General features: G+C 62.3%; 9 protein-coding genes and 1 tRNA gene. 5 read left to right on the forward strand and 5 right to left on the reverse strand.

Features of this window, described 5'->3' with window-relative positions; translation table 11 throughout:
• Positions 1-79: 79 nt before the first annotated feature.
• Complete coding sequence (locus tag AC0L2V_RS02960; RefSeq protein ID WP_473519359.1) at positions 80-3,754, reverse strand: PAS domain S-box protein; 3,675 nt, start codon at positions 3,752-3,754, stop codon at positions 80-82.
• Positions 3,755-4,008: 254 nt separating this feature from the next.
• Here AC0L2V_RS02960 and AC0L2V_RS02965 point away from each other — a divergent pair, with 254 nt between their 5' ends.
• Positions 4,009-4,467 (forward strand): phasin, encoded by a 459-nt coding sequence (locus AC0L2V_RS02965; RefSeq protein WP_027156321.1) that lies wholly within the window; start codon positions 4,009-4,011, stop codon positions 4,465-4,467.
• 435 nt (positions 4,468-4,902) lie between these two features.
• A tRNA-His gene (locus AC0L2V_RS02970) sits at positions 4,903-4,979 on the forward strand.
• A gap of 258 nt (positions 4,980-5,237) precedes the next feature.
• Here AC0L2V_RS02970 and AC0L2V_RS02975 read toward each other — a convergent pair.
• The gene (locus tag AC0L2V_RS02975) at positions 5,238-6,689 is read right to left on the reverse strand and encodes an acetamidase/formamidase family protein (RefSeq protein WP_473519360.1); all 1,452 of its coding nucleotides are present in this window, start codon (positions 6,687-6,689) and stop codon (positions 5,238-5,240) included.
• A 299-nt stretch (positions 6,690-6,988) separates the two neighbouring features.
• On the opposite strand from AC0L2V_RS02975, the gene AC0L2V_RS02980 reads away from it, so the two are divergent.
• Complete coding sequence (locus tag AC0L2V_RS02980) at positions 6,989-9,304, forward strand: acetamidase/formamidase family protein (RefSeq protein WP_473519361.1); 2,316 nt, start codon at positions 6,989-6,991, stop codon at positions 9,302-9,304.
• 43 nt (positions 9,305-9,347) lie between these two features.
• Here the strand turns inward: AC0L2V_RS02980 and AC0L2V_RS02985 are convergent, their stop codons facing one another.
• The 3 genes from AC0L2V_RS02985 to AC0L2V_RS02995 all read right to left on the reverse strand — a co-directional run bounded on the left by AC0L2V_RS02985 (position 9,348) and on the right by AC0L2V_RS02995 (position 14,143).
• Positions 9,348-11,255 carry a putative bifunctional diguanylate cyclase/phosphodiesterase gene (locus tag AC0L2V_RS02985; RefSeq protein ID WP_473519362.1) on the reverse strand — a complete coding sequence of 636 codons (1,908 nt, stop codon included), beginning with the start codon at positions 11,253-11,255 and terminating at the stop codon, positions 9,348-9,350.
• 229 nt (positions 11,256-11,484) lie between these two features.
• A complete protein-coding gene (locus AC0L2V_RS02990) occupies positions 11,485-12,969 on the reverse strand; it encodes an ROK family protein (RefSeq protein WP_473519363.1) in 1,485 nt (494 codons plus the stop codon).
• A gap of 268 nt (positions 12,970-13,237) precedes the next feature.
• The gene (locus tag AC0L2V_RS02995) at positions 13,238-14,143 is read right to left on the reverse strand and encodes a tagatose-bisphosphate aldolase (RefSeq protein ID WP_473519364.1); all 906 of its coding nucleotides are present in this window, start codon (positions 14,141-14,143) and stop codon (positions 13,238-13,240) included.
• Between the two features lie 283 nt (positions 14,144-14,426).
• On the opposite strand from AC0L2V_RS02995, the gene AC0L2V_RS03000 reads away from it, so the two are divergent.
• Positions 14,427-15,332, forward strand: coding sequence for a sugar-binding transcriptional regulator (locus tag AC0L2V_RS03000; protein ID WP_473519365.1), 906 nt, complete (start codon positions 14,427-14,429; stop codon positions 15,330-15,332).
• A 458-nt stretch (positions 15,333-15,790) separates the two neighbouring features.
• The gene (locus AC0L2V_RS03005; RefSeq protein WP_023800330.1) at positions 15,791-16,771 is read left to right on the forward strand and encodes an ABC transporter substrate-binding protein; all 981 of its coding nucleotides are present in this window, start codon (positions 15,791-15,793) and stop codon (positions 16,769-16,771) included.
• Positions 16,772-16,834 lie beyond the last annotated feature (63 nt).

Consider the following 16,834-nt stretch of genomic DNA (forward strand, 5'->3'; position numbering starts at 1 on the left):
GTGGGCACCGGTTTTGGGAAAATCCGATGCTCAAACAAAGAGATAGAGCGGCGACACGGACGATTGAAGATCTGCTGCCCTAATCCGCCAGCACGCGGGTCGACGGGAAGGCGACTTCGACCAAGGTGCCCTCGCCGGGTGTCGAGTTGATGGTGAACCGGGCCCGGTTCGCCTCGACCATGGCCTTGGTCAGCGGCAGCCCGAGACCGGTGCCGTCGCCGCGCCCGCGCTTAAGCGCGTTGAGCTGCTTGAACGGCTTGAGCGCCTGCTCGATCTCGGACTGGCTCATGCCGATGCCGGTGTCGCGCACGCGCATCACCACGTCGCCGGAGTTCTCGTAGGCTGTCGATACGATCACCTGGCCGCCGGCCTGCGTGTAGCGGATGGCATTCGACAGGATGTTCAGCGCGATCTGGCGCACGCTGCGCAGATCGGCCACCACTTCCGGCAGCCGGGAGGCGAAGCTGGAGCGGATGATGACGCGTTCGCGGTTGGCTTGCGGCTGCATCATCGCCACCGTCTCGGCCAGCGTGTCGTTGAGCGACACTGCCTCATAGGCCATCTCCTGCTGGCCGGCCTCGATTTTCGAAATATCGAGCAGATCGTTGACCAGGTCGAGCACATGGTTGCCCGATCGGTTGATGTCGCGCAGATAGTCGCGGTAGCGGTCATTGGCGACCGGTCCGAATTTCTCGTCGACCATCAGTTCGGAGAAGCCGATGATGGCGTTGAGCGGCGTGCGGATTTCGTGGCTGATGCGGGCGAGGAAGTCGGTCTTCTGCGAGGAAGCGCGCTCGGCCACGGCGCGCGCCTGGGTCAGATCCTCTTCGGCCCGCTTCCACTGGGTGATGTCGCGCACCACCGCGCAGAAACCGCTGTCGTTGGGCAGCCTGCCGATGGTCATGAACAGCGGAATGAAGCGCCCCTGCGCCTCGCGTCCGATCACCTCGCGGCCGTCGTTGAGCACGCTCGCCACGCCGGGCTCGGACAATCCGTCGAGATAGTCTCGCGCGGCGCGCTGGCTTTCGATCGCGAACAGCGAGACGAAGGGTTTTCCGGTCACCTCGTCGCTGTCGAAACCGAACAGCGCCTCCGCCGGTCGGCTGATCGAGCGGATCGTTCCGTCTCGGCCGATCAGCACGACGCCGTCGGTCGCGGTGTCGATGATGGTGCGCATCTCGGCAATGCGCGCCTTGAGCTCCGAAGTGTCCGGCTGCGTCTGGTCGTCGGCGGCACCTGCTGCCTCGTCGTCGCCGGAACGGCGCACGACCAGCATCAGCGCCTTGCCGCCACGCCATGGCACCGAGCGCAAAATGGCCTCGATCGGGAACTCCTGACCGTCACGCGTCTTCAACCGCAGCGCGTGGTCGGTTCCATCGGAGGCGCTGCCGTCGTAAGGATCGGCAAACAGCGCGTCGAGGCCACCGGCATCCTCCAACTGGTCGAGCGTGTCATAGCCGGTCAGGCTGAGGAATTCCTCGTTCGCATAGTGAAGATCGTCGCCGGAATGGATCAGCAGCGGCACCGGCAGCTTGCCGAGGATCGAGATGTCCGGAGCCTTGTTGTCGTCCGCGGTCGAAAAAGCCGACGGCACGAACCCTTCGAGCTTGAGCGGCGGCACCGGCAGGCGCGGCCGCTCGACCGTCGCCGGCTCGACGTCGCCGGCATCGCCGATGCCATCGGTTGGCGAACCGGTTTCGCCGCCATCGGGTCGCGCCCAGTCCTCGCTGTCTTCTGCATCGCGGAAATCGGCGGCCGTCGTGCTGTCGGCGTCTTCGGCGATCGATCGACTGGCGGCATCGGTGGGCTCAGCGATCTCCTGCGCCGGTTTGTCCGGCTCGGAGACCGGCGCACCGTCGCCATCGTCGGCGACGTAGTCCCGGTCGGCATAGTCGAGCAGCGAGCCTGAGAGGTCGGACACGGTTGCTTGCGGCTGCTCACCGTCGAGCCTTGCGACATCCTTCTCGTCTTCGACATCGGTTTCGGTCGGTTCCGCCGCAGCCGGCTCTGCCGCAATTGCGGCAGCGGGCTGTTCGGTCGGGGGATTGTCCTTCTTGAGCCGCTCGCCGATCTCACGGAATGCACTGCGTTCCAGCGTCGACAGGCCTTTGTCGTTGGCCGGCTGCCTGTGCTCCGCCAACCGGATCACCTTGTCGGCTAAGCGCCGCTCCGGCTTCGGCACGATGGTCAGCGCCGGCACCTCGCCTTGGAACGGGTCGGTTTCGTCAGGCGTTTTGGCGACTTCCGGCTCGACGGCCACGGGGACGTCGGCATTGGCGACAAGCGCCATGCCGATCGCTTCCGGATCGACCACCGCATCGCCGGTGCGAGCAACGCCGAAACCGCGAAAGCCTTCGAAGGCACGGCTGCGGCCGTAGATGGGCAGCGCCGCCAGGTCGACGGGTATCTTGAAATCGGTGCCGGCGACCGGCCACAGCACCGAGCGGCCGGACCAGGTATCGCGTCGGTCGAGCAGGCCGGCGATGTCGCCGGTCGCATCGAGGTCGAAGGTGGCCGCGACGTCCCTGAAGCGCCGGCCGATCACATCGGCGGCAGGCTTGCCGACGAGTTCCGCGAATTCCGGCGACAGCGCACTGAATTTGCCCTCGGCGTCGGTGCGCCAGACGAAACGCAGGGGCGCCGCCGCGCGGTCGATCGAGGGGATGGCATTTTTGACCGGGGAGGCGGCCCTGACGGCATTTTGTGCGAAGCTTTCCGCCGAAGCATCCGCCTCGACAGGACCGGATGCATCCGGTCCCGGCTTTTGCGCCTCCTCCTCGCTGGCGCTGAAATACCAATGGTCATGCTGTTGAGGTATCCCGCCGGCCGCTTCCGGACCCTGCTCGGTTGAATCAGGCGCAGTTGAATGAGATCCGGTCGAATCGAGCCCAGTGGAATCGGGCCCGGTGGAATCGGGAACGTCATGCTCCGCCGACAGCGAAGTGTCTTCGTCGGCTGCCGCAACTGTCTGCACTGCCGCAGCCGTTTTCGCGACTGTTGCCGGCGGGTTGTCCTGTTGTGCTTTTGGCGGGACTGCGGCATCGGCCGCCGCCCCTGCGCTGAGCACGCCAGCAGGGGCTGCTTCGGAGTCCAGCTGGTTCTCGTCGATCACCACCAGCAGGTGCCGCTCGTCAGTCAGCCGGGCGAGGCCGGCCGGGTAGGAAGCGGTGCCGCCAGGAACGAGGCGTTTGACGACGCGACCGCTCTCGTTCGCAACATCGGCGACAAGTGCTGTCAGCGTTTCGGGCAGGATGCCGAGTGCCGAAAAACCATCGGAAGCGGCCTCTATGTTGCCGTTGGCATCGACGAAGGCGATGAAATGACCGTCTTCGGTAAAGCCGCTGATGGCCCGAGCGGCAAGCTCGGCGGCGCTGCGCGAGCCGGTCTGCGTCGCCGGCACCGCCAGCATGATGGCGTTTTCGCCGTCAGGCATTGTCACCGCGCTGGCCAGAAAGCCAACCGCGCGGCTGGTCAGCCCGGTTGCCAGCCGCACCGTGATGGCGCGGTCGCGGCCGATCTGTGGAAAACCGCTTGTCGCCATGATCTGGCGCCTCGCGATCGGCGGCAAGCCGGCCGAGGCGCCGATGATCGCCTCGATGTCGGGGTAGCCGAACACCGCTGCCCCTGGTCCGTTGGCCCAGATCACCTGTTCGAGGTCTGCCGACAAAAGGGCGATCGCGTCGCCGGCGGCAAAGCGCTGGCGGACCGCGTCGAGCACGGCGACGTCGAGGAAGGAGTAGTTTTCAGACGGCATGCGCTTTGGGAACCCTTACGAGGCGGGCAGTTTGCAGTTAACGCTTTGTTAATAAAAGCCGACGGCGCGAAGGTCCACAAGCCATAGCGTGCAACCGCCGGAATCTCTGGGCGCGTGGTTAACGCTGGGAGAGAAAATTTATGGTGCGCTGCAACAAAGATATTGCAATGCACAAGATTTGCCTTTATATTGCCGTCATACATGAACGAGACGGCTTTCCTATCGAAGCCGCTGCCACTGCAAAGGATGGAAAATTGTCCAGGACCAAGACCGCTGATACTATCGAGAACGTTGAATTCCCGAGCTTCGACGCTTCCAAGGCCACCGACCAGATCCGTGCTTTCGCCGAAAAGGGCGTCGAGCAGTCGAAAGAGGCCTATGCCAAGCTGAAGACCGGCGCCGAAGACACCCAGAAGGCTCTTGAGTCCACCTTTGAGACCGCCAAGACCGTTTCCAACGACCTGTCGCTCAAGACCATTGCCGCTCTGCGCGCCAATACTGAAGCCGGCTTGTCGCATTTCGAAGCTCTGATCGGCGCCAAGTCGCTGTCGGAAGTTGTCGAACTGCAGACCGCATTCCTGCGCAAGCAGGTCGAGATGACTGTCGAGCAGGCAAAGGATTTCCAGACCGTCGCCTCCAAGGCGGCCGAGGACGTCTCCAAGCCGATCAAGACCGCCTTCGAGAAGGCGATGAAGGAAGTTAAGATCGCCTAATATTTGCGCATAGTTCGAAGATGCAACAAAAGGTCGCATTTCTTCGAACAGGATTATGTGAGATATAGTGGTCCAAGCGAATACCCGGCGGGTGGAATCTCCTCCCTCTGCTCTCCGGGATGACCAGCCAGCACCTCCTCCCGCTGGCTCGGAACAGGAAAAGGCCGGCACCTCCTCCCGCCGGCCTTTTTCTTTGCCCGGCGAATATGATGTCGGTGCCGGAACACCCTTTGCCTACAGCGCCGGGCGCCTTCCTGGACGCGCAAAGCACGCTGCGGAACCCTGGGATTTTGCGCATGATCCCCAGCGAAATCGATTCTGATTTTCCGGGCCATGCGCGGCTAAAAGCCTTGAATTAAACTCCGATAGCCCGTATGGACGCATCGCCGAACGACAGAGCGGAGGATGAACGTTCCATCCCGCTCAGGCGAACGTGCCGTTGTAGCTCAGATGGTTAGAGCGCCGGATTGTGGATCCGGAGGTCGCTGGTTCGATCCCAGCCAACGGTACCATTGGTGCACGGTCGCCTTCTTCGGTTTCGGCCGCTTCTCTTGGCTACAGATGCCCGTTCTTACGGATGGACCGGTCGCTTGGTTCGGATTCTTGATGCATGTAGCGCAAAAGCATGCCCTCGGGCCTGACCCGGGCCTGACCCGAGGGTGCGCAGCGTAAAGCGCGTCGCATGAATTCCTTCAAACGCGACGCGCTTTAGCCTTTGTCGAGCTTCCGAGTAACGGCGATGTGGATGCTCGATTTAGTTACCCACCATCTCAGGCGACACGTGCGGCGAAGATGTCCTTTTTCACCACCGCATGTACCCCCCAGTTTCCATCGACGACCTGGGTGATGCCGAAGTCCACGCCGATCGACATCAGGGAAATCGCCTCGTCCTCTGTCAGTCCTTTGGTTGTCATGAGGAAGTGGCGCATCTTCCGGAACGCATCGCGCAGCGCTCTGTCGACAGACGACTTGGAATAGATGTCGCTCTGAGCGCTCGGTCCCAGTTCCTCAAGATAGTTGGCGTAGGAAAACCCATGCACCAGCCAGTCGGTTTGCGTCTCGAGCATGGGGTAGTTGAGCTCCTCGAGCGGTGTGCCGGCTAGGTCCGCTTTCTTGTGCAAGATGAGCTGGAACGTGCCGGTGAGCGAGCATTCGATCGCCGTCCCGCATAATTCGCTGTCGCCTTGGCTGGCATGGGGATCACCGACCGAGAGCAGCGCGCCGTCGACGGAGACCGGATAATACATCGTGGCGCCCTTGCCGATGCGCCAGTTATCGATGTTGCCGCCGGTGTAGCTCGGCGGGATGGTGTCTACGACGTCCGCTTCTTTCGGTGCCAGTCCGATCGTGCCAAAATGCGGGCGAATGGGCAGTCTCACGCCCTTCAGCACATCGTAGTTTCGTTTGGTCAGGCTGTGGTCGACCGGAACCCCGGGATAGTCGATCGTGTCATGCCTGACGCCAAACGGGTCGGTCTGCGGCACCCATTGGAAATTGTAGACCGCTTCGGCCCAGCTTTTGCCGCCGGCAACGTCGACCTCGTAGATGGTGACGACCTCGCGCTTGGTGCCGCCAAGCAGATCATTGTAGTGGAAGCCCCAATTGGCCGCCGCGTTGGAGCCATATGATTTGCCGCTGAACTTGGGATTGCCAGAGGGACGCGGCCCGCAATCGAGAATCCGCACCTCTAATATGTCGCCCGGCTCCGCGTCGCGGACATAGACCGGGCCGGTCATGATGTGCACGCCCTGCCCCTCACCAGAGCCTTTCTTGTACTTGGCCGGGTCGGTAGGGCCGGCACCGCGGCGATCGACGCCCTTCTTCTCTTTCGTCCAGAGATAGACGCTCTCTGCACCCTCGTCGCCGTCGACCATACGCTCCAGGTCATCGCCCGCATGGTGGGTGAGCGACTCGATCGTGACGATGTCGCCGGAATTGACCTCGATGCGCGGCTTCAGCGATTTGCTGAAGTAGCCCCAATGCACGGTCTCGGCGTTGGCCGGCAAATAATGATAGGCGCGTTGTGCAGGCAGCTTTGATGACGTGGCCTGCGCCAGTGCGGGTGTGACCAGCGAGATGCCACCGGCGCCCAGCGTGGCCAGACCGCTGGCCGCGAACAGGCCCCCCTTCAGAAAGCCGCGTCGCTCGGCATTTAGATCTTGCTTCAACTTGTTGTAGTGAAGCTCGAAATGCGGACAGCCGATATCATCGCCTTTGCACATGAACAGTCCCCTTGTTTTTGTTGGAAGGAATGTGCGCGATTTTATGCATCACGCGCGCCATCGGCAATCCAGCCAGCCGGCCGCGGAAACAATGCATCGCGTTGTCTCCTAAAAAAATGCAATTCAATTCAATGGCTTATGCTAACGCCGGCGAAATCAGCGAGCTTGAGCTCCGTCTGGTGACAGGGTAAAGTCAAGAGATTGTTCGCATGCGCACAAAGACTGTGGCGGGCGCCGCGCTAAAGTGAATCTCGACGGGCGGGTCTCCTGATGGACGTAACGCGCCGGAAAGGTCTCTTATGGTTGCGGCTCTGCGATCGATCGACCATCTGCCCCTCGAACACCGCGACAAGGCGTGGCTCGACTGGTTTGAGGAGCTTTCGCTTTCCGCGTCTGTCGACGACCAGCCGATCCCGAGAGGCACCATGCACCTGCGGGCAGCGAACGCCGCCACGCGCCTCGCCGACGTCTCTGGCACGCCCCAGCGCATCGTGCCGATGCGCCGGGACCACGGGATCCTCTTCGCTCTCATCGTTGCTGGGCGCGGGCGTCTTGTCGCCCCGCACCAGGCGTTCGATCTCGCCGACGGCGACATGATGGTGCTGGGCACGGCCGACGACTGGTCTTTGACCTTTCGCAGTGACTTCCGCGCGTTCATACTTCAGGCGGCCGCCGGTCCGCTGGAAGCACGGCTGGGCCGCAGCGGCATCCGCTTGCCGAAGGTGCTAGGCAGCACCGTCGTCGCTGCGGTTGCGAAATCCGGATTGCGAACGCTGGGCTCCAATCTCGAGACTTCCGGTGCGGCCGATCTGACGGCCGCCGAAGTGGCTTTGACGGAACTCGTGGCAAGCGCCCTGCTTGGCGAGGTACGTGAGCCCGCTGGCAGCCTGACCGGGGTGCAAACGGCGCATTTCAGGCGCGTCGCGGCGACGATTGACGCCCGGCTGTCGGACCCGGATCTTGCCTTGGCCCTGATCGCGAGACTGGAAGGGCTTTCCATACGCTACGCGCAAAAACTGTTCGAGGGGCGCGGCGAAAGCTTCTCCGAATATGTGCGCCAGCAGCGCCTCGAACATTGCCGCATCGACCTGGCGGATCCCAACCATGCACATGAAAGCGTGGCCGCGATCGGACAGCGCTGGGGCTTTCGCGATCAATCGCATTTCAGCCGCACTTTCGGCGCGACGTTTGGAATGAGTCCCAGGCAGGTGAGGCGCGCCAGGTCGCAGACGGATGAAGCTTATCCGCTGCGCGGCAAACCGGACGGCCGCAAGTCGGCGGCGGCGCGGCCGGCCCCGATGCTGCAGGCCGCTATGGATCGCCCGCCAACGGCAAGAACGCGCGAACGGACGGACCATTGGCATTTGCCAGCAACAGCGGAGACCGTGCATTGGGGCTTTTTCAGCCGCTCGCTGCCGCCGGTGTTGCGCGTCGATCCGGGCGATTCAGTCACCGTTGAGACACTCACTCAGCACGCGGGCGACGACTGGCAGCGGATGGTGGCGGGTGACAGCGGGGCTGAAAGCGTGTTCGATTGGTCACCCGAACACAAGCGCGTCGACCGTCGCGGGGCCGGTCCGGCAAACGCTTCCATCTTCGGGCGCGGCGCTGGCGAGGGGTTCGGCGTTCACATCATGACTGGCCCGATCTATGTCCGCGGCGCCGAGCCCGGCGACGTGCTCGAGATCGAGTTCGTCGAAATTCGGCCACGGCCGAGCGCTGCCTTTCCCGGCAAGGCCTTCGCATCGAACGTATCGGCGTGGTGGGGGTATCAGTATCACGACCTTCTGGACCGGGATGCCAAACGCGAAACGGTGACTATCTTCGAGATCGACATGCGGTGCCCGGCCGCAGCGCGGCCGCTGTACAGCTACGAATGGCAGCCGCAGACCGACCCCTTCGGTGTTGTCCACGCGACGATCGACTATCCTGGCATACCCGTCGACCACAGCAAGGTTTCGCATCGCGACTTGAGTGGTAGCGGCGTGCGCATACCGGCGCGCCTGCACTTCGGGTGCATCGCGGTGGCTCCGCGCGAGGCCGACCTGGTCGATTCCATCCCGCCGGGCTATTTCGGCGGCAATATCGACAATTGGAGGATCGGAGCCGGCGCGAAGCTTTATTTGCCCGTTGCGGTTCAGGGCGCACTGCTCTCGCTCGGCGATGGACATTTCGCGCAGGCGGACGGCGAGATCAACGGCACGGGTCTTGAGTGTTCGCTGACCGGCGACATCATCATCAAGCTGCACAAGGCGGGCGAAGGGTGTCCGGCTTTCCTGCGCGGTCTCAACTCGCCGCTCATCGAAACCGAGCACAGCTGGGTGATACAGAGTTTTAGCCATCCCAACTACCTCAGGGACCTCGGCAGCAACGCGCAGTCGGACGTCTACAAGACATCCACCATCGAGTTGGCGCTGCGCAACGCCTTCCGCCAGACGCGCCGATTCATCATGCAGACATACGATCTCACGGAGGACGAGGTGTTGAGCATCATGTCGCTTGCCGCCGACTTCGGCATTACGCAAGTCGCCGACGGAAATTTCGGCGTGCACGCCACGATCACCAAGGCCGTGTTCGGCGAGCGACAGCACAGCCAGCGCACCGCTCGCCCCTGACCACCCATGATCAGAGATCACGCAGCGGTTTCATTGATGGCCCTCACAACTCCGTAGCGTGCTCTTTTTGTGCCACCTCGAGCGCCTGGCTTAGAGGCACCGCCTTGGAGAATAGGAAGCCCTGAGCAGTTCTGCAGCCGAGCTTGTACAGAATTTGCCGGTCCGCCTCTGTTTCGACGCCCTCGGCCATGACATCGATCCCGAGCGCCCGACCAAGATCGATCACCGTTTTGACAAGCAGCCGGTCCTCCCTAGACTTGGCCAAGCCGCGGATGAAGCCTTGATCTATTTTCACCTTGCGTATCCGACTGTCCTTGAGCGATGCCAACGTGGAAAAGCCGGTGCCGAAGTCATCGAGCGCGATGGAAATGCCGGCATGTGAAAGCCGTCCGAGCTTTTCATCCAGTCTTTCCGGGTCCACTGGAGATTCTTCGGTAATCTCGATTTCGAACATCGTTGTCGGGAGGTCTTTTGCCGCCAGACCATTCAGAACCATGTCGTCGATATCGCCGGCTTCCAATTCGCGCGGCGAAACATTCATTGCCACACGAACATCTCGACAGTCAGCTTTCACCAAGCCGTCGATAAGAGCACAACAGTCGGAGAATACCGTTTGCGTTAACAGTTGAAGCATTCCGGTTTCGCGTGCGGCTGTCATGATTTCGGGTGGAGAGATGGAGCCATGGATCGGATGGGACCACCTTAGCAGGGCTTCAAAACCGATCACGGCTTCGGTGTCGAGTCTTACGATGGGCTGGAACCAAGGTGCCACCCTTCTCGACTCTATCGCCGAATGAAGGTCGCGTTCGATGGACTGGCGACGTTGCAATTCCCTGTCGAGTTCGGCATCGAACAGGCGAAATTCGTTCCTGCCACGACGCTTGGCCGTGTAGAGGGCGACATCCGCCCGCAGCAACATTTCCGTCAGCCCCGGCCTTTCAGCCAGGTATATTCCGATCGATGCACCGATCCGGACGGACGCGACCTCACGATAGGGGCTGGCGACTTTGGCTATGATATTGGATGCGAGGGCACTGGGAGAAAGCGAACTCCTGAGTGAGGGAAAAAACAGCACGAATTCATCGCCGCCGATACGGGCGAGCGTTGAGCCTGCCGGCGCTGCCTGCTCTATGCGGCGGGCGATCATGATGAGCAGTTCATCACCGGTCCTGTGACCGTAGGTATCGTTGACGGATTTGAAGCCGTCCAGATCAATCAGCATTGCAACGAACGGGCCGTCCGTATTCTCGAACTGATTGATCGCGTGTTCGAGGCCCCGTCTGTTGAGGAGGGCCGTCAGGTGGTCCTCCCTGGAATTGCGCTCCATTTCCGCCGCAAGCCGCTCCGCCTCATGTCTCAGGCGGCTTGCTTCGCGGAAGCGGGCTTGCCCTACAAACGAGCCTCGAACCAAGCCGCCCACGAAGAGCAGAACGGCAAAGGCCAGAATGTAATCTTCAAAGTTGCCTTTCGCCAGCAAGCAAGCCATCGCGATCACAAGCGGCGGCGTGATGAAGTTGATCGCGGCCGCGGCATATGAACTGCCGTATGTAACCGCACCAGCTGAGATGCCCGCCAGAATAATCAGATGCAGCGGCGCTTGCGGCGTTGTGTAGCCAACGGTAAGGACGGCAAGAAAGGACCAGGCAAACCCTGACAGAAGAGCAAGGATGCCAAACCAGCGAAGCCGCTGCGAAATCCCTGTTAAATCGTCCTGATCCCCCGTCTCGTTTAGCTGATAACGGGCGGGTCCGAGGCGGGCGGCATTTATGGCATTGACGACCAGGAACCAGATTGCGGCGGCAAAGCCCCCGCCAGAAAAGGCCTGCACCGTCAAAATCAGGCCTGATAGCATAGTGCTTATCGGCATCGATACGAAGAGACCGGCCTTCAGATCAGCAAGCTGATCTCCGAGGATTCTGGCCTCCAGCGCGTTTTCTTTCTTTAGGGCCATAGACCAGTCGGTTCGCTTCCCATGCCGATTCGCAACGCAAGCTTATGCAAGCCCACTGAAGGACGGGTTAACTACTCATTGTATCAGCCTTCTGCGAGGCCTTTGTATGAATCCTCCTCATTTGTGCGGTGATGGAGAACATGGATCGGCAGCATCCTGACGCTCGGGAATAACTTAAGGCGCGTCGCATGCATCCGTTCAAACGCGACGTGCTTAGGGGCTGCGCTGCCTACCTGTCAGCCGCAATCGTCGCCTGCAGCCATTGCGTGATGGCGTCGAAAGCGATCGGTCTGGTCGTGTCGACGTTGAGCAGCGGTCCGCGCCGCAGCGGCTCGGCGCGCTTGGCCAGTTCGATCAGTTCGGGGATGTAGGCGGCGCCGGGATGGCCGGCGGGACGCTGGTTGAGCCTTGCGCGATAGCGCTCGGCCAGAACCTCGCCGGGCGCATGGCACCAGATCTCGGCGGTCTGCTCGACGCCGGCGCTGCGCAGGTGATCCTCGATCACCTGGCGCGGCTGGAAGCCGAACCAGGCGTCGATGACAAATATGGCGCCCGCCGGGGCCTCGCCGACGACCGACCAGATGGCCTGGTAACTGGCGCGGCCGAGTATGCGGTTGAATTCGCGATCGCCGCCGCCGAGCACTTCGAGGAACGGGTTCTTGATCGTATCGAGCGCCAGCAATGGCCAGCCCATGCGCGCGGCGATGCCGCGCGAGACCGTGCTTTTGCCGCTGGCGGGGATGCCGTTGACGAGCACGGCGCGCCGGCCGGGCACGGTGCGCCTGGTGCGATCGAGCCGGGCGGTCGGCAAGGATACTGGCGAGGCTTGTGCAACTGCTGATTGTGCAACTGCCGCTTGCGCGACGAGCGCTTGCAGACCGGCGCCGATAACCCCGGCGTCGTCACCCAGTTGCGCCGCTTCCACCGGGCATTGGTACCAGGGCGCCAGGGCAGGAGCCCTGGCAAGCGCCCGATGGGCCGCTAGGCCAAGTCCGCCGCCGAGCAGCACCAGGTCGGGGTCGAACATGGTCACGGTCGTGTCGATTGCCGCACGCAGCGGCCCGGCCCAGGCTTCCAATATACCGCGCGCCAAGGGATCGCCGCCCGCATCCCGGGCAAAAAGCTGATCGACCGAAACGTCCGGACCGAGGCCTGCCCGCGCGATGTGACGGCCAAGCGCCGTGCCTGAGCTGGTGGTTTCAACGCAGCCGCGCCGGCCGCAGACGCACGCTTCGCCTGATAGGTCGACGGTGATATGGCCGAGCTGCCCCGCCGTCCCTTTTCCGCGGACGATCCGCCGGTCCTGGACCACGGCACCGCCAATGCCGGTCCCGATCGTGAACATGACGATGCTTTCATGGCCTCTGGCAGCGCCGAGGGCCATTTCCGCGACCAGTGCCATGTTGCAGTCATTGTCGATCACCACGGGCTTGCCCGCCAGGCTTTCCAGTCGTTGCGCAGGGGAGACCGAGGCGAGGTTGACATAGCCCCCTGACAAGACCGCGCCAAGCCGCGCATCGACGCGGCCGGGGATGCCGATGCCGATGGCCGCAACTTCGGGACAATCGAGCCGGCGCACCATTTCGGCGATCCGGGAGAGCACGAGCTCGGGGTCCGGCGCGCTTTTCTCGGAAATGCGCTCGAGGATTTCGCCCGTGCCGGAAACACGGGCGGCGCGCAGATTTGTGCCGCCGATATCGATTCCTATGGCCATCGAACCAGAGCCTGTTCCATTTCGACTAAATCGAAATGGGGCTCTATCTCTTTGTTTGACCATGATCTTCTCCGAAAACCGGTCCCCACTTTTCGGGATCATGGTCAGAGGCATGACGTCCCGTGCGTGCCTGGTGTGAACGTCGGATAGCTACAGCGCCGCGCATCCTGGTGCGCACAGGACGCTATAGTACTTTGATTTGCGCATGATCCTTTTCGAAGATCGACTACGATTTTGCATCGCGGACCTTCGGTTCGGGGTCATCGTGCTAAGCGGCTTTCTGCCGGTAGTTTCCGATCACCGCCTGAAGCTCGCGCAATCTCGACACCGCGATAGTCCTGAGCCTTTCCCGCTGAATGTCACGGTCGAGCGAGATGCAGTCCTTCCACAGCGACCGGCCGGCGATGACGCCTGACGCGCCGTTCCGCATCGCGATCTCGACCTGGCCCAGGAAGGTTGCGTGGTTGACGCCGGCGGAGAGGACCGCCCAGGGCACCTCGCCAGCCATGCTGCTGATTCTGGCGCAGGCTTCCGGCGTTCCGGGATAAGGAAGCTTGAGCACCTTTGCCCCGCATTCCAGCGAAATACGGGTGCCCTCTTCGACGAGCCAGGGGATCTTGGCCGTATACTCTTCAAGGCTTTCCGCTTCGAGCTGATAGGTCAGGAACTCGACGACGAGCAGGAGGTCCTCTTGCGCGAAATCGACGATGCATTGGCGCAGAATGGCGACATTGTGCTCGTTCGCCTCAGGCGTGTCGGGCCTGAGATAGACCATGATCTTGCCGCCGGTGCCGCCGAGCTCGCGCACGCGGCGCGCGCCGATGCCGGGAACGAGACGCGACAGGCGGTAGCCGGCAGGCGAGACGTCGAAGCCCGAAGCGTCGAGGCCGATGAGCAGAGCCGTATCGCGGCTCAGCACCCCGTCATCGACAACCCGCGGCACCGCGCAGAGCGGGTCGAGCAGCACGCAGGATGCCTGGCTGGCGAGGTATCGCGTGATGTCCGACTTGGTGTCGCCCAGCATGTCGTTGGTGATCTTGGCCTGTTCTTCAGGGGCCGACGCAAGCAAGCTTCGCATGCCGCCGCGCTGGTCACAGGCGATTGCCATCATCGCCCCGTCCTTGCCGCATATCTGCTGGTAGCCGCGCAACTCTGCGGTCGTCATCTTTGTCATGGGTCTTCTGTCCGATGTTGGCGCCCATTCACCGGGCGCAGATCAGTGGAAACAAGAAAGGTTCAGTTTTACCTGCCTCTCGACAGGAGGTTTTGCCGCTTTGCTGCGCTATCGGACCGAGAAATTCGGCCCTGGCCGCAATCTGCCGTGGAAACCAGCCCACGTTGCGAGTCAGCCGGATTTGCGCGATAACTCCCATCGGTCGATAGGTCTGTAACACATTGCTGAAAGGAATTGCAAGCTGTCTGCACCTCCCGCACAAGATGCAGCCGCATCGCGGACGATGCTGCATACGGTCGCCAAACTGCACTATGAGGCGGACATGTCGCAGGTCGATATCGCGCGGCGGCTTGGCGTCTCCACCGCGACCATATCGCGCCTCCTGCAACGGGCGAGAGCGGAGGGCATCGTGCGGATCGAGGTTCTCGATCTTGCAACCCCCGAAGGCATCACCACGCAACTGGTCGAGGCACTCGGGCTGCGTGACGCGGCGGTCATCGAAACGCCGTCAGCCGGTGCGCTGGCGGCGCTCGCTGCGCCGCTCGGCGCCTTGCTCAAGCAAGCGGGACTGACGGCCGGCAAGGTCGTCGCCATCGGCTGGGGGCGAGCCATTCGCCAGGTGATCCAGGCAGGCCTGCCGCGCATTCCCGGCGTTCTTACCGTCGCTGCCACCGGCGGCATGCAGCAGCAGGCGGCGCATTTTCAGATCAACGAGTTTGTGCGGCTGGCCGCAGAAGAGCTGGGCGGGACGCCGCATTTCATCCATGCGCCCTATCTGCCGTCGTCCGAATTGCGTGAGGTCTTCCTCGGCGATGCGGCCATCCGCGACAGCGTCGCGCTTTGGGACCGGACCGACGTTGCGATCGTCGGCATCGGCCTGCCCCATGCCATCAATCCGCCCGAAGCGAGCGCGGCCACGCTGAGCGAGCAGGCCCTGTTTCATGCGGCGGGAGACGTCATCCGCCACTACTTCGACGCCGAAGGCAAGCTCATCCCGTGGGAGGGGGAGGGCCGGATGATCGCAATGTCGCCGGCCCAGCTTCGAGCCGTCCCGCTGGTGATCGGCGTTGCCGCCTCGCCGGAGAAGGCGAAGGCGATCATAGGCGCCGTCCGCGCCAGGCTTATCAATGCTCTGGTGACGGACACGAAGACGGCCCAGGCCATTCTCGAGGCTCTCTTGCCCCGATAATGCTGGGCACGCCGATACGTGCCATCGGCACAGCTGATCGATTCCAGACCGATCGACACCAAACCCCCAGCCGCGAAATCATCGCCGCGAAATCATCAGTTGTGTCGTCAAGGCGTTGGGGCAATAGTCTGCGGGAGGGGCTCTGCGGAGCAGACAGATGGTGTCCGGTTTGAAAGCGTTTCGATCCCGGAAATGTGCGGTTGCAATTTCTTTCAGCAAAGTGTTACAACATTGCAGCATGCGCGCCGAGCGGCGCAGTTTCCTGCACCTTGCGGAGGCTCGTAACGGGACTGCGCATCAGGCTGGTCGGTTTCGACGGTCGATTTAATGACTGGGGCGCTTGGGAGGAGGCTGCCCCATAACAGCAAGCAGGCGAAACCCGCTTCTCGCCGCCAGCACTTCACAGAGCCGGGACGACTCGCAACGGCAAAATCTGCGAACATTAGGAGGAGGATGTTATGAAGAAGATTGTTGCCGCTCTGGCGGCTCTCGCCATCTGCGCAGCGGCGCTGGTCACGCCCGCATTGGCGCAGGACAAAAAATACACCATTGCGCTCATTCCGGGTCTTACCACCGACGGCTTTTACATCACCATGCGCAAGGGAGCCCAGGCGGCAGCCGATGCCCTTGGTGTGACCCTGGTTTTCCAGGGCGCCCCGGATTTCAATCCGGTAACGCAAGTCCCCGTGCTTGACGCGGTCATCGCCAAGAAGCCGGATGCCATCCTGATCGCGCCGACCGACAAGGTTCAATTGGTCGAACCCCTGCGCAAGGCCCATGACGCCGGCATTCCGGTGATCACCGTCGACACCTTCATCGGCAGCGGCGTCTACCAGACCGGCGCCGGCGAGGCGGATTTCCCACTATCCTATATTGCCTCCGACAACATTCTGGGCGGCGAGATCGCCGCGCGGGCATTGGCCAAGGCCATAGGCGACAAGGGCAAGGTCTACGTTTCGAACGTCAAGCCTGGCATTTCGACCACCGACCAGCGTGAAGAGGGCTTCAAGAAGGAGATGGCGGCCAACCATCCCGGCATCACCGTTCTCGAAACCCAGTTCAACGACAATGACGCCAACAAGGCCGCCTCGCAGCTGCAGGCTGTGTTCGCGCGCAATCCCGATCTCGTCGGGGTGTTCGGCGCAAACCTGTTCTCGGCGCTTGGCGCGGCGAATGGCGTCCAGCAGGCCGGGCAGACCGGCACCGTCAAGGTCGTGGCGTTCGACGCGCCGACCAGCATTGCCGACAACATCAATTCTGGCCTTGTCGACGTCGCGATTGCCCAGCATCCCGCGGAAATCGGCTATTTCGGCGTCGTGTCGGCCTATGCCCATCTGACCGGCCAGTCGATCCCGGTTGCGATCGGCACCGGCTTCACGATCATGGACAAGGCCAACATCGCCGACCCGAACATCTCGAAGTACCTCTATTCCGAATAAGTCCAGCCAGCCTCCTTCCGGCCTGCCGGAAGGAGCCCCTGCGCCGGGTCTTTTTGACCCTGT

This window comes from Mesorhizobium sp. WSM4814 (assembly GCF_055811595.1).